Source organism: Amycolatopsis sp. NPDC098790, from assembly GCF_044759945.1.
Taxonomy (GTDB): domain Bacteria; phylum Actinomycetota; class Actinomycetes; order Mycobacteriales; family Pseudonocardiaceae; genus Amycolatopsis.
The window spans coordinates 720757-735113 of record NZ_JBIWAI010000001.1; the positions used below are offsets into that span (position 1 = coordinate 720757).

Sequence of the window (14357 nt, forward strand, 5' to 3'; positions counted from 1 at the left end):
TCGGAAACTCGGCGAGTTGTCCACAGATTCACATCGAGGGCTTCCCCACCCCCTCGACGGCGATAAGCTGGGAAGCGCACGAAATCGGTCCATAGTGGACGGGTGGTCAGCTCACTCGAGCGGCTCGCGACACGGATGGCGACCTAGGCGTCGATCCGGTGGCACCGTTGTGAGAAGGCGACCCGGTCGCAGGTCCGTCGCCGGCAGGCATGTCGGCCACGGAGTTTGTGACACCACGCGGACCACCAGCAGCTGCTGCCCCGTCGCCGGAAGGCGCCCCGGCGGCGGTCGCAGCTGCCGTGCCCAGTGACGGAGGCGCACTGGATGTGGGGCTGTTGCCGGTAGGCGCCCCGTCAACAGACCCACGACTGCCTGCAGGCCGCCGGCCCCCGGTACCGGGGGCCGGTCGGTCGCCTGCGTGGCCCTCCGGTCCAGCACCGGTGGCTGACTCCCCAGTCACCGGTGTCGTCCAGGCCTGCATGAGTTCCGCGTACCGCGCCGACCTGGTCATCAGGTCGGCGTGGCGGCCCAGAGCGGTCTCGCGGCCGTCCATGACGAGTACGCGATCCGCACGCAAAGCCGACGAAAGCCGGTGTGCGATAACCAACAGAACACCACCCCGCGCGGCGAAGGCCCGTTCCGCGCGGGCTTCCGACACCGGGTCGAGATGGGAGGTGGCTTCATCGAGGATCACGAATTCCGCCGAACTGGCGTAGACCCTGGCCAGCGCGAGCATCTGCGCTTCGCCTGCGGAGATTCCTTCGCCGCCGTGACCGATCTCGGCGTCGAGGCCGCCAAGGCGCTGCAGCAACGCGCCCGCGCCCACCGCGTCCAAAGCTGACGAAAGCGTGTCGTCCGAAGCGGACGAAGCAAAAAGGCCGACGTTGTCCCGCACGGTTCCCGCGAAGACGTAAGCCTCCTGCGGGATCAGCGCCACGAGCTCGTGGCGGAGTGCCGCGGGCACATCCCGGACCGGGACGCCGCCCAGCAGGACCCGCCCCTCCTGTGGCGTCAGCATCCCTGTCAACAAGCCGGCCAATGTCGACTTGCCGATGCCACTCGGCCCGACGACGGCTAGGTGCTCCCCCGGCCGCAGACTCAGGTCCAACCCACGGACCACGGGCTCAGAAGCCGCACCCCAGCCGAACGTCAAGCCATGGACCTGGATGTCGGTGCCGCGCGGGATCGCCGTGCCGTCGTACACGTCGGGCAGCTCGGCCGTCTCCGCCAGCCTGCGGAGCGCGACCAGCAACCGGAGGACGACGGTGCCAGCAGTGGCCGCGAGTCCGCGAAGGGCGGGCTGCATCGTCGTGGCCAGGTAGACCAACGCGCCCAGAGCCGCGCCTGCGGTCAGTTCACCACGAGCCACCAGTCCTGGCGCCAACGCGAGCGCGAGAAGCAACGGAACGAAGCCGCCGAGCGAGATCACCAGCGCCCGGAGGGCACTCGACCGCGCCACCCGGATCGCGGCGTTCGCCTGCTCGTCGACCGCGTCGTACATCGCCAGCGCGGCGATCGGCTCCGCACCACACGCCACGATGTCGCGCATCCCGGCCAGGGACGCACCGGCCGTCGCGGCGGTGTGCTCGTCGGCCAACGCCAGCGCGCGCTGCCGACGGGCAAGAGAAGGCAGAAGACAGACGAACGCGACCAGCGAAACAACCACCGGCACCGCGACCGGGATGACCAGTGCGCCTGCGACCGTCACGAGGCCGGCGAGTGCGGAGACTGTGGTCACGAGCATGCCGCGGGCCTGGACCAGCAGTCCGGCGGTCGCATCGCGGACCACCTCGACGTGCTGGGTGATCCGAGCGACGCCGCTGGAGTCCGGTTGATTGCGCGGCGGGGACTCGTCATGCAGCACGCCGCGGACGACGGCGGTCACCAGAGCGTCGCGCAACGGCTCGACCACCTTGCCGAGCTGGTGCCACACCATCCGCGCACCGAACGCGCCGAGGACGGCGGCCAGTCCGAACAACGCCAGCCAGCCGAGGCCGGCGGCCGGGTCACCGACTGAGAATCCGCGGTCGACCGACAACTCGACGAGCCGTCCCGAAAAGAAGGCAGGCACGCCTTCGAGCAGCGAACACACGAGCAGCACGACACCGCCACGCCACTGCCCGGCGAGAGCGGACCAGTACAACCGGCGCAGGCTCACTCGTCGTCCTCCGTGAAGACGCCCCGATATCCGGGCTCCTGCCAGAGCGCGGCGTGCGGAGCCACCGCGCGGATCCGGCCCTCTTCGAGCCAAACCACCAGGTCGGCTCGGGCGGCGGTGCCGGCGCGATGAGTAACGACGACACGCGTACGGCCGGGCAAAGCGTCGGCCACGGCGCGCTCGACCGCGGCCTCGGTGACCGTGTCGAGGCTGGCCGTGGCGTCGTCGAAGATCAGGACGCGCGGGTTGTGCACGATCGCGCGGGCCAGGCCAAGCCGCTGGGCTTCGCCGCCCGACAGCGGCGTCTCGGTCAACGGCGTGCGGTAGCCGTCAGGCAAGCGGACCACGACCTCGTCGACCTGCGCGATCCGGCACGCGTTGCGGATGGCGGACTCGCCGGCCCAGGAGCCGTAGCCGACCGCGTCGGCGACCGTGGCGCCGAGCAGCGCGGGGCGTTCGAAGGCGTAGCCGACGACCGCGCGCAACTCCTCGCGGCGGAGACGCTCGAGCGGGCAACCGTCGAGGAGGACCTGGCCCTCGTCAGGCGTGATCAAGCCGCCGAGCACGCCCGCCAGCGCGGACTTCCCCGCGCCAGAACGACCGACGACCGCGAGGAACGTGCCGCCGTCGATGCGGAGGTCGATCTCCGTCAGCGCGCCCGTGACGCCGACGTGGCGGAGGTCGATGGTGCCGTCGCCGGGCAGGAGCGGGAGCTTGCCCGGCACGGGTTCGGGCTCGTCAAGGACCTCGACGAGCCGCTCGGCGCAGCCGCGCGCCCGGGACAGCATGGTGAGCAGCGGGATCTGGGTGACCAGGCCGAGCCCGAGGGCGACGTAGCCGAGGGTCGCCACGACGTCGCCGATGCTGAGCCGGCCCGCCAGGACGCCGAAGCCGGCCGCGGCCAGCACAGACAGCTCCACCGCCGGCGTCAGCAGGCCGGCGCGCCAGACCATCCGGGCCTGGGTACGCCAAAGCCCCTGGCCGGCGAGCGTCAGCCTCGGCAAAGGGCGCAGGACCCGCTCGGCCTCACGGTCGGCGGTGCCGGACGCGGCGATGGTGCGGAGGCCGGCGACCGCGTCGACCATGCGGGCCGCGAGTTCGCCGGAAACCCGCTGGTAGGTGAGGACGTCGTCGGCGGTGCGGCGGAGGTGGCTGCGCGCCAGCAGCAACGCGAACGGGATGCTGCCCAAGAAGACGAGTGCGAGCCGCCAGTCCAGGAGGGCCAGCAGCACGACCGCGCCGGTGGAGATGACGAGCATCGAGCCGCACTGGATGACGATCGTGACGATGCCGCCGGCGCCGACGCAGTCGCCGGTGAGGCGGCTGATCGCGTCGCCCTCGGCGAAGCGGGAACGGGCGCCGAGCGTGAAGAGCTTGTCGGACACCGTGCGGCGCAGCCACGCCGACGCCGTCGCCGCGAGGCGCGTGGTCAGGATGCCGCCCACGACGTCGGCCGCGATCTCCGCGCCGCCGACCAGCAGCAGCCAGGAGACTTCGGGCCAGCTCGGGCGGCCCGCGACAACGCTGTCGACCGCTGCCGCGAGCGCGCCGGGAAGGAGCAGGCCGGCCGCGGTGGCGACCAGCGCGGTACCCACGACGGCGGCCAGCCGGGGGCGATCGAGTCCGGCCACCCTGGCCAGCAACCGATCGGCGGGGCCGCGCATCTCACTCCTTCGGACGAGGTGCCGCCGAGGCGGTACCGGGGCCACAATGAAGGTGCGGGAGCGGCGCACTTGGCCTGTGCCGCTCCCGCACCGTTCACCTAGGCACTACTTGCCGGCGATCCGCCAGGTCAGTGGCAGGTCAGCAGGCTGATGGTGCTGTCGGCGCAGGAGGCCAGCAGGCTCAGGTTCGACGTGCCGCCGCCGCCGCCACCGTGGCCGCCGTCGAGCACCTCGGGGGTCTCCATGGCCTGCAGGTCCAGAACGAGTTCCATCGGTGTTCCTTCCTTCGTTTCCTTCGGGGTCCGCCGGTCAACGACCGGTGGTCTGGGGGGACGGCGTGCCGCCCAGGAAGGGCAGCACCTCCTTGCCGTCCAGGAGGGCGGCGAGCGCGAGGAGGATCCCCGCGCTGCCGGTTTTGACGTCCATCGACAGGCGCAGCAGCTGGTTGCCGGGGAAGGCGAGGCCGCCCTTGAACGGCACCGCGTACCAGGCCAGCCGCGCCAGGTGCAGGTCGATCGCCGCGCGGATCGGCGGCGACGGGTCCGGGTTCATGCTCAGCGCGACCGCCAGCCCGCACCGGCCGAACAGCAGGCCGGGGTGGATGACGAACTCGCCGCGGCACGATTCGCGCAGGCCGGGGAGGCTCTCGCAGGCTTCGGCGTCCGGGCGGTGCCGGGCCAGCTGCTCGGCGACCAGCAGGATTCCGCTGCTGCCGATGCCGGCGTAGGGCAACGTCCGGGCCGCGCCGTCGCGGACCTGGAGTGAGCCGTCGTCGGACTCGACGCACTCCTCGAGGTCGCGGGTCAGCGCCTGGTCGGCGAAAGACAGCCACGCCGGCTCGCCCGTGCGCTCGAAGAGCCGGATGAACAGCAGCGCGGGTCCGGACCAGCCGGACAGCAGGCCGGCGCGGGCGAAGTTCCCCGGCGGCGCCGCCGTTTCCAGCGCCTCGGCCAGCCGGACGGCCGTGGTCAGCGCCTGGCGGCCGAACTCGTTGTCCTGCCGGACGGTCGCGAAGTGCAGCATCGTCAGCCCGATGCCGGCGAGGCCGCCCTCCAGGGCGTGGTCGGTCGTCTGCTCGACGAGCCGTGCGGACGATGCCAGCAGCTTGGTCGCCTCGGCGTGGTGGCCGAAGTTCTCCAGCACGTAGGCGATGCCGTAGCTGCCGTCGAAGAAGCCGGGCCGGGCCGGCGGTTCACGCCGGACCGAATCGATCAGCCAGCGCTCGTGTTCGGGGAACCGGCCGGCGCCGATGACGTCGAGGGCGTGCAGGACGCCCGCGGCGCCGACGCCGAAGCAGGCGCCGCCGACCCGGAACTGCTCGATGTCGCCGGGGAACAGCCGGTCCTGGCGCTCGGGCGTCGCGCTGGCCAGGATCGCTTCGGCGATCTGCTTGCGGACCAGCGGCCAGTCGGGTTTCTCCTGGTCGAGCTCCGTGTGGACCGGTGCCGGCTCCGCGGGGACGTCACGCGGGGCCAGCACCGCGACTGCGGCGTCCGCGTACCCCGCGGGCAGCGCGAACCGGCGTTCGGCGAAGTCGGCGATGCCGCGCAGCTTCGACGGAGCGAGCTCCATCAGCTGCGAGAGCGGCAGGAACAGCCACAGCCGCAACGCCGCGATCGCGTGCTCGTCGATCTCGAAGCCGACGCGGTCGGCCGGGGCGCGGAACCCCGGCGCGCCCAGCGCCGGGCGGTCGCCGGACTCGACGTCGAACGCCATCTCGAAGTCGATCAGGGAGACGCGGCCGCCGTCGTCCTCGTCGATGAGGATGTTCAGCGGGTGCAGGTCGCCGAAGACGACGCCGCGGGCGTGGATCGCCTCGATCGTCCGCTCGACGCGGGCGACGACGTCCAGCGCGCGCTTGGCGTACGCGGCGAGGTCGGCGTCCGTCGTGCCGCGCCTGGTCAGCGGGTAGTTGCGGGCCAGCCAGTTGCCCAGCGAGTTGCCCGGCATGTACTCCATGGCCAGGTAGTGGTGCTCCCAGACCGTGAAGTGCTCGAACACCCGCGGCACGCCGGGGACGTCGGCCAGCCGGTCGAGCACCTCGTGCTCGCGGCGCAGCCGTTCGACGGCGTCGATGCGCGCCTTGTCCAGGCCGGCGTACGGCCGGGCTTCCTTGAGGACGACCTCGTCGCCGCCCGCTTTGGGGTCGGCGAGGTAGACGCCGCCGCCGTTCGAGAAGTGCAGGGAGCGCGTCACCCGGTAGGGGAACTGCGCCGGGTCGCCGCCCTTGCGCGCGGCGACGCTGCTCTGCAGACAAGCCGGAATCTTCACCCAGTCGGGGACGGAGAACGTCGGTTCCCGCTTGTCCGGCACGAGCCTGCCGTCCGGCTTGCGGATGGCCAGGACGCGGTTGCCGTCGTGCTCCACCCACTGTTCGGCGAATCCGCCGTAACGGACGTAGAGCGGGCCGGCACCGTATCTGAGGTCGCTCAGGATATAGGCACCGTGCTCACCCTCGAGCCGGGCCGCCAGATCTTCCAGAACACGCTCCAGCTCGTCCTCGTCAGCCGGGTAAATGGTGATCAGCTTGGCGCTGCCGTCACGGGGAGCGTATTTCGAATTCCGGGCGAGCAGGATCATCGGCGAGCGGAGGTGCTTGTAGGAGATCCCGTGCTCGACGCAGTACTCGTGCACCTGCACGAGCACGCGCCGCGCGTTGTCCAGGCCAGCGGAAACGTGGATCTTCCACCCTTGGCCGGGAAGCAGGCGACCTTCGGGCCGCAGGGCCCGCCAGACCCCGCGATCGGCGGTGACCCAGCCCGCCGGCGCCGGCAGCGCCTGGGAGAAATCGTCGACCGGCGCACCGATTTCCTGTTGTTCGTCGTAGAACAACGGGTCGGCGAAGCAATAAGCTTCGTAGCGCAGGTCCATCGGAAGATACCCCTTCGTACGTTCTCCCGGGGCGCCGCGGCTCCGGGACGAGGAATATTCCCCCATGCCGGACGCCCTCACGCCTATCCGCCAACCCGGCGGTTCAACTGGGCTATCCGAGGTAGGCAAAAAGGTCACTTACCAGTCGGTAGCCGAACCCAGCGTAATTCTTGGCTGATCGCCAACCACCCTGTCGGGGTGTAACACGAAGCTTTTTCCGACATTCCCCCAGGTCCACACAAGGATTACCCGGAATAAACCGGCGAATTGGCAGAATGCCATCAAGACGTTCCGGTGATCAACTTTCGAGGCGCCGGCACACCTCGTCGGCACCCGATTATCCACTGTGGAACGGCGCGGGTGGCCCACGCCACGCCCCGGGCACCTCGGCGAACGGGCCCACCGGCGCCACGGAGTAAGTTGGCGGCCGGCTGACCGGAAGGAGGAACGGGTGATCTTCGGATTCGCCGTGACGGTCGCCGGGGCGGCCACGCTCGTCGCGCTCTGGAGCTTCGTCCAGTCGGCCCGCAACCGGCTGCCGGACAACCCGCTCCTGATCGGCGTCGCGGTCGTCGAGGTGCTGCTGGTCGTCCAGCTGGTGATCGGGATCGTCCTGCTCGCCGGCGGTGACAAGCCGGGCAGCCTGGCGACCTACCTGGCCTACCTGATCGGCTCCCTGGTCGTGCTGCCCGTCGGCGCCGCCTGGGCGCTGGCCGAGCGGAGCCGGTCGAGCACCGTCGTGCTCGGCATCGCCTGCCTGGCCATCCCGGTGATGGTGCTGCGACTGAACGAGGTGTGGAGTGGAGCAACAGCGTAGGACGGCCTCCGGCCCCGGGCGGGTGCTCGTCGCCGTGTACGCGATCTTCGCGCTGGCCGCGACGTCGCGCGCCGGCGTCCAGATCGGCACGAAGTTCCACGAAGCACCGCTGGCCTACCTGCTGTCGGCGTTCGCCGCGGTCGTCTACATCGTCGCGACGATCGCGCTGGCCAAGCGCGGTGACGCCTGGTGGCGCGTCGCGCTGGCCGCCTGCTCGATCGAGCTGCTCGGCGTGCTGACCATCGGCACGCTCAGCCTGGTCGACGCGGCCGCGTTCCGGCACCCGACCGTCTGGTCGGTCTACGGCGAGGGCTACTTGTTCATCCCGCTGGTGCTGCCGGTCGTCGGCCTGTACTGGCTGCGCCGCACCGCGCCGGCCGAGGTCACGGCCTGACGCCGCGCCCCACCTCGCCGCGGGCTGACCGCGGAACACTACGGGAACAGCACGTAGTCCATCCGGCGAAATAAATACGGACGCCACCGGACTTTCGTCGGTTCCGGACATTCCCCGAAAACTCGGACACTCTTCTCGTTCGGTCCCCACCGGCTTTCGCGTGCGGGCTCTCCGCACGAAAAGGAGTGAACGTGAAATTCGGGAAGTTCGTGCTGCTCGCCGCGAGTACCGCGCTGGCCGTCGTCGGCCTCGGCGGCCCCGCGGCGGCCCAGACCACCCCGCAGGCCCAGCCGTCGATCATCGGTGGCAGCACCGCCTCGAGCGGCCCCTGGGCGGCCCGGCTGTTCGTCAACGGCCAGCAGAACTGCACCGCGACGATCATCGCGCCGCAGTACATCCTGACCGCGAAGCACTGCGTCAGCAGCTCCGGGACGTACACGTTCCGGATCGGCAGCCTCGACCAGTCCAGCGGCGGGACGATGGCCACCGGCTCCACCATCACGCGTTACCCGGGCAGCGCCGACCTGGCGATCGTCCGGCTGACGACCTCGGTGAACGCCACGTACTCGCCGCTCGGCAGCGTCGGTGACGTCTCGGTCGGCCAGAACGTCTCGGTCTACGGCTGGGGCGCGACCAGCCAGTGCGGCTCCGAGATCAACTGCCAGTCGCGGTACCTGAAGGTCGCGACGGTGCGCGTGAATTCGATCGGCTGCAGCGACTACACCGGCGGCGTCGCGGTGTGCGCGAACCGAGTCAACGGCATCACCGCCGGCGGCGACTCGGGCGGCCCGATGTTCGCCTCCGGCCGCCAGGTCGGCGTCGCATCGACCAGCGACCGGTCCAACAACACGGCATACACGAACATCACGCGTTATCGCAGCTGGATTTCGCAGGTCGCGGGCGTCTGATTCCCGCCGGAAATGGGCCCGGCCACTTGGCCGGGCCCATTTCTCGTCAGGACGTCGAAATGTCGTCGAGCTGTTCCGCGGCGGGCCGGACCGGGTAGAGGTCACCACCCGGTTGCACGGGCACGCGCGGCAACGCCGTCCGCGCGGCTTTGTCACCGGCGTCGGCCGCCGCGTGCAGGACGTCGAGCGCGGCGTACTGCCGGAAGTCCAGCTCGGGGTAGGACCACTGACCCGTCGTCGCGCCCGGGATCAGGAAGTCGACGGCCTTGAAGAGCGTCGCGCCGCTGGGTGCGGTGTAGTGCCACAGGTCGACGCCGACGTGCTTGCCGATCTGCGCGAGCCGCGTCAGGGCGACGAGGTTGAAGTTGGAGTAGTGCCAGCTGCGCGTCCGGCTCGCTTCGGCGGGCTGGTAGCCGTCGGCGTCGATCTGCGCCGCGATGCGGTTCGACCCGGCGTCCTGGGTGATGGTCTTCGCCAGGTCCCGCTGCCCGGTGCCGAGCGCGAGCGCCGCCGCGAGCATGTCGTAGAAGCTGCCGTGGTTGTTCTGGGCCTTGGCCTCGTCGGTGCCGTTCTTGCTGGTGCGCAGCCAGGTCAGGAACTGCGAGTACCAGCCGGTCATGCCGGCCTGGTCGGTGTTCGTCCAGCCCGGGGCGCCGGTGGCGAGGATCGCGGTGGCGTCGACGACCTGGGTGAGCGTGTAGGAGAACTCGATGATGCCGATGCCGCGGCCGTCCACCTTGCACGGGATGCCCTGGGCGTAGTTCATGTTCGGGTTCATCTTCGTGGCCGCGTCGAGGAACCACGTACGCAGGTCGAGGGCCGCGCGCTGGGCGTAGCGCGCGTCGCCGGTGTAGTACCAGGCGAGGGCGAGCCGGTAGATCGCGGCGAAGGCGTCGCCGCGGTAGGCGTGGTCGGTGATCTCGTCGACGACGGGGTTGCGCTGGCCGTCCTTCTGCACGAACGGGCAGCCCCACGGGTTTTCGGCGGTCGGCGCGGTGGTGGGCCACCAGTAGGGCGCGAGGCTGAGGTAGTCGTGCTTGTCGCCGCTGGGCGGGACCTGCTTCTTGGTGGTGACGCTCCAGGGCCCGGCGGTGAGGTCGGTCTTGGCCTGCTGGAGCAGATTGCCGAGGGCGGTCTTGGCCGTCCGTTCCCCGACGAGGGCGGCGAACTTCGTGCGCAGCAGCTGGTTGCCGTCGAGAACGGCGGTTTGCGGCGCGCAGATCGCGCCGATGACCGGGACGGTGCAGCCGTGCGACGTCGCCGCGGCCTCGGCGGGCGTCGCAAGAGAGGTGACGATGCCCGCGACGGCGAGCGCGGCCACGACGGTGTGGCGGAGAACCATGTCCGCTCCATTCACAAATATGAACATCAAACCTGTGAGTGAATGGAGAGTACGCATGTGAACTTCACTTCGGCAATGCCCTTGCCGAAGTCAGTCGCGCGGACGGAAGAAGGCTTCGAGCTTCGCGGCGCCGAGGTTCGCCCAGGTGTCGGCGGTGAGGAGCACGGCCGCGGCGCCGGTCGGGAACTTGGCTTGGACCAACCGGGTGTCATCGCCGTAGCCGGCGAGGTCCAGGGTCAGTTCGCTGACGCCGGGCTCGTGCCCGACGAGGGCAAGGGTGGTGACTTCAGGCGGAACCCGACGGGCGGCTTTGAGGAACTCCTCGGGACCGGCGCCGTAGAGGTCTTCGTCGTACTCGACTGGCGAGTTCTCCGGAAGCGTCTCGCTGACGCGCGCCCAGGTTTCCCTCGTGCGGCGGGCGGTCGAGCAGAGGACGTGCTCGGGGAGGTAGCCGTTTTCGGCGAGCCACCGGCCGAGCTTGGGGGCGTCGCGGATCCCGCGTGGAGCCAGGGGACGTTCGTGGTCGGGGAGGTCGTCGGACCAGTCCGATTTGGCGTGCCGGAGGACGATCAGCCGCCTGGTCGCGTCCATGTTCACCGCCTGTCGCCCGGGATTGGTGCTCCGCTCACAGTAGCCGTGAGCTCGAGGTGCTCAGCCTGGCCGAGCACCTCGAACGCCCTAACACCAAAACCAAAGCCAGTGGAACATCAATTCCCTTTCGGAATGCAACCATCGGAAATATTACTGAGCACTGACAGCCAGAGGAATCCCGAGTGTCGCGCTCGCATTGACTGGGAGACTAGGACAGACAGCGCCGTGGACGCAACCCTTTTCCCAAGATCCAGTTACCTACAGTTGTGTCCGTAAATCCCTCAGTGGATCTCACTTGCTCGATAGTGGCTTACACCTGCACGCTTGCGCCACGGAGACGAATAGTTAGAGCCCACGAACGGTCGGTGACCACTCTTTCGGAGGCTAAGAAGAGCGCCGCCGGGGCGGGGCAGGCAGGGATACCGTGTCTTCGTCGCTGATCCGTGCGTCCGGGATCTCGGTCGCGGCGCCGAGCTCGGTCAGGTACCGCTCGACCCGCTCGGCACGGCGGTGACGTTCCCGGTCGCGGTACAGTCCGGCGGCACGGTTCCAGGCGGTTCGTGCCGGTTCCAGGTCGCCCCGCCGTGCCAGGACGTGGCCGAGAGCGGTGAGCGCGCGGGCTTCGCCGGTCGCGGTGCGGGACCGCTCGGCGAAGACCACCGCTTCGTTCGCGAATCCCAAGGCGTCGTCGAGGCGTCCTTCAGCGAGAGCCAATTGGGCTCGCGCGGTGTGAAGCCGCATGACCGCCGACAAGTCACGCACCTTTTCCAGCAACGGAATGGCCTCGCGGCAGTGCGCGTGCGCCGAATCGAATTCGGCCAGATCGGTGTATGCGCCGACGAGTTCGGTGTGCGTTTCCACCAGCGCTGCCGCATCTGCGAGGTCCCGCCGCAGGAGCAGCGCCCGCCGCAGGTGTTCGAGCGCCCGATACGGCTGATCGAGCTCGGCCAGCGTCTTCGCCAGATTGTGTTCGGCCTTGGCCTGCCGTTCGTCGTCCCCGATTTCCCGGGCGGCGACGGCGCACTCTTCGTACAGCGCAGCCGCCTGACCGAGCCGTCCCGCGTGCCGGTGCCGGTGCCCCATGTTGAGCTTGACGGTGACCACGGCGAACGGGACGGCGTGCGCCGTCGCGAGTTCGAGCGCCTGGCGCAGAGGGATCTCCGCGACCGCGTCGTGCCCGGTGAGCAGGTGGATGTAGCCGAGGTCGTTGAGGCAGGCCATGCGAGCGAGGTCGTCCCCCGACGCGCCGGCGGACCGGACCGCGATGGTCAGACCGGCGATCACGTCGTCGAAGTACCCGAAGCGGTTCAGGATCCCGCCGGTGACGTGCGGAAACCGCCAGGCGAGCTCGTGAAGGCCGTGTTCGGCCGCGAACTTGACCATCGTCGTGAGGTTGGCACGCTCGCGCAAGCACCAGCGCATCGCGGCGAGCGGATCGGTGAAGCGGTCGGGCCGGCACCCCGGCTCGACGGGAGGCATCTTCGGTCCGTGCCCGTTCGGGTGGACGATCCGGTGCGCGTTGTGGGCCGTGTGCAGGTAGTAGGAGACCATCCGCCGGCGCGGCCCGTCGACCGGCGTGCCCGGCGTGTTCAGCGCGCGGGCGAAGTGGTGGAACAGGTCGTGCATGCGGTAGCGGTCGCCGTCGCCCGGTTGCTGGACGAGATGAGCCGCGACGAGCAGGTCCAGCGCCCGCCGGCCTTCCGCGACCGAGACGCCGGCCGCGGACGCCAGCGCCTCGACACCGGCCTCGGGTCCCGGGTGCAGCCCGAACACCCGGAAGACGTGCCGCGCGAGCGATTCGAGGCACTGGTAGGACCACGAGAACACCTGGTACAGGTTCATCTCCTCGCCGTCGCCGTCGTCGCTGATCCTCAGCAGCGTGGCCGGGTCGCGGAGCTGCTCGACGACGGTTTGCAACCGGCTGCCCGCCCGGCTGGCGGCTCGTTCGGCGACGATGGTCAACGCCAGGGGGAACCCGTTGCACAGCGATGCGAGGTTCGCGACCGCCTCCGGTTCGCGCATCGACCGATCGCCCAGCCGGCGGCGGATCAGCTCGGCCGACGTTTCGGCGGAGAGCGGCGCGAGGGTGAGGATGGGGCACTGGTGCCGCCGGGCGAGGGCTTTCAGCCGCCGCCGCGCGGTGACGATCACGGCGCAGTCGGACAGCACACCGAGCAGCGGCTCGATGTGCGCGGTGTCCTCGGCGTTGTCCAGGACGATCAGCATCGGCCGATCGCCGAGGAGACTGCGCAGGCGGGCGGCCCGCCCGGCCGCGCCGACGATCTGGTCGACCGGGTAGTTCAACGCGGACAGCAGGGCGCCGACGACGTCGGCGGGCTCGACTCGCGGCGCGGGACCGACGCCGTGCAAGTCGATCAGCATGACGCCACCGGGGAAACGCGCTGCCGCCCTCCTGGCCCAGTGCACGACGGTGCTGGTCTTGCCGACGCCCGGTGGCCCCGTCACCGCGACGACGGTCGGCACGAAGGTGTGGCCGGCCGGCGTCAGCGCGGCGTCCAGGTCCGCGAGAACGCCGGCACGGCCGGTGAAACCGGCGACGTCGCGAGGCAGCTCGCCCAACGGCGCCGGTGGCGCGTAGGGCCGTTCCGCCGGACCCGGATCCGCGCCCGCGGCCAGCGGTTCGGGCGCACGCAGGTGCTCTTGCAGAGCGCGGAGGTCTTCGGCGGCCTGATCGTCGCCGATCCTGCGGAAGTACCGGTACGCATCGAGGTAGTACTCGTTACGCGCCGCGTAGCGGCCTACGGCGGTCAGGGACTGCAGGCGCAGCTTGGCGAACCAGAGCTCGGTGGCGCACTCGTGGCTCAGTTCGTCGAGCAGGAGCAAAGCCTCGTCCGGGCGGCCGACGGTGAGTAGTTCCGAGAGCAGGAACGTATTCGCGGGAACCCAGTAATTCGCCGTGACGGATGCCCGCCAATTCCGCGCTGGTTCGGAGGTGATACCGGCGAGTGGTTCGTCGCGCCACAACGCCAGCGCGGCGCGAGCCGTTTCGCACGCTTCCCGGTGCTCGTCCCGGTCACTCAGTTCGTGCGCCCGCCGCATCGCCGAGCGAAAAGCGTGGAAATCGATCAGTTCCGGATCGATTTCGAGCTGGTAACCCCCGCTGATCGCGACGATCTTCGCCGGTGCTCCCGCCTGGCCGAGCGCCTGACGGATCCGGCCGACGCACTTGTAGAGCGCCCCTTTCGGCGCGCGTGGCCGTTCCTCGTCGTCGTTCCAGGCCCAGTCGACGAGGGTGTCGATCGACATCCGCCGCCCGGGCTGGGTCAGGAGAGCCGCGACGACGTTGCGTTCGCGCCGGTGCGTCCACCTCACGCTCAGATTCCCGTGCACACGCATAGTCGTCTGCCCGAGAATTCCGAACGTGATCTCCATTCTGCGTCCCCTCCCGCAGAGGTGGCACGGCCCACCCGCTCCACCTGACGAGTTTTCCACCCGTCGCCCGGAAACGCTATGACAAGCGCATAACGACGCATGCCGGAAACGGGCTGTCGAACGGTTGTCAGTTTTTTGTCCAACGCACGCAAGGGCCTTGTCGAACGGTCGCTGCACGCTGGCCGCATGGTCGCGACGAATACGGGAGGGTGCGCGAAC

The 14357-nt window shown here is 69.9% G+C and carries 10 protein-coding genes; 3 read left to right on the forward strand and 7 right to left on the reverse strand.

Translation table 11 applies throughout. The annotated features are described in order from the left end of the window. Positions 1–106: 106 nt before the first annotated feature. From ACIQWX_RS03740 to lanKC, 4 genes are all read right to left on the reverse strand, one after another. Positions 107–2158, reverse strand: a complete 2052-nt coding sequence (locus ACIQWX_RS03740; protein WP_400865086.1) for an ABC transporter ATP-binding protein — start codon at positions 2156–2158, stop codon at positions 107–109. Next, positions 2155–3822, reverse strand: coding sequence for an ABC transporter ATP-binding protein (locus ACIQWX_RS03745; protein ID WP_400865089.1), 1668 nt, complete (start codon positions 3820–3822; stop codon positions 2155–2157). The genes ACIQWX_RS03740 and ACIQWX_RS03745 overlap by 4 nt, the downstream gene beginning before the upstream one ends. A gap of 128 nt (positions 3823–3950) precedes the next feature. After that, on the reverse strand, positions 3951–4094 hold the full coding sequence (locus tag ACIQWX_RS03750) for a SapB/AmfS family lanthipeptide (RefSeq protein ID WP_086673630.1): 144 nt from the start codon (positions 4092–4094) through the stop codon (positions 3951–3953). A 37-nt stretch (positions 4095–4131) separates the two neighbouring features. After that, the gene (lanKC, locus tag ACIQWX_RS03755) at positions 4132–6693 is read right to left on the reverse strand and encodes a class III lanthionine synthetase LanKC (protein WP_400865093.1); all 2562 of its coding nucleotides are present in this window, start codon (positions 6691–6693) and stop codon (positions 4132–4134) included. 451 nt (positions 6694–7144) lie between these two features. Between lanKC and ACIQWX_RS03760 the strand changes: the two genes are divergently transcribed. The 3 genes from ACIQWX_RS03760 (at position 7145) to ACIQWX_RS03770 (ending at position 8812) form a co-directional block, all read left to right on the forward strand. Then, the gene (locus ACIQWX_RS03760; RefSeq protein WP_400865096.1) at positions 7145–7510 is read left to right on the forward strand and encodes a hypothetical protein; all 366 of its coding nucleotides are present in this window, start codon (positions 7145–7147) and stop codon (positions 7508–7510) included. A 22-nt stretch (positions 7511–7532) separates the two neighbouring features. After that, on the forward strand, positions 7533–7904 hold the full coding sequence (locus ACIQWX_RS03765) for a hypothetical protein (protein WP_400869376.1): 372 nt from the start codon (positions 7533–7535) through the stop codon (positions 7902–7904). A 191-nt stretch (positions 7905–8095) separates the two neighbouring features. Next, entirely contained in the window at positions 8096–8812 is a 717-nt protein-coding gene (locus ACIQWX_RS03770; protein WP_400865099.1) for a S1 family peptidase, read from the forward strand. A 46-nt stretch (positions 8813–8858) separates the two neighbouring features. On the opposite strand, the gene ACIQWX_RS03775 is transcribed toward ACIQWX_RS03770, so the two are convergent. The 3 genes from ACIQWX_RS03775 to ACIQWX_RS03785 form a co-directional block, all read right to left on the reverse strand. Continuing rightward, on the reverse strand, positions 8859–10154 hold the full coding sequence (locus tag ACIQWX_RS03775) for an alginate lyase family protein (RefSeq protein ID WP_400865102.1): 1296 nt from the start codon (positions 10152–10154) through the stop codon (positions 8859–8861). A 90-nt stretch (positions 10155–10244) separates the two neighbouring features. Next, positions 10245–10745 (reverse strand): SixA phosphatase family protein, encoded by a 501-nt coding sequence (locus ACIQWX_RS03780; RefSeq protein ID WP_400865105.1) that lies wholly within the window; start codon positions 10743–10745, stop codon positions 10245–10247. A gap of 384 nt (positions 10746–11129) precedes the next feature. Continuing rightward, complete coding sequence (locus ACIQWX_RS03785) at positions 11130–14315, reverse strand: AfsR/SARP family transcriptional regulator (RefSeq protein WP_400865108.1); 3186 nt, start codon at positions 14313–14315, stop codon at positions 11130–11132. Between the last annotated feature and the right edge of the window lie 42 nt (positions 14316–14357).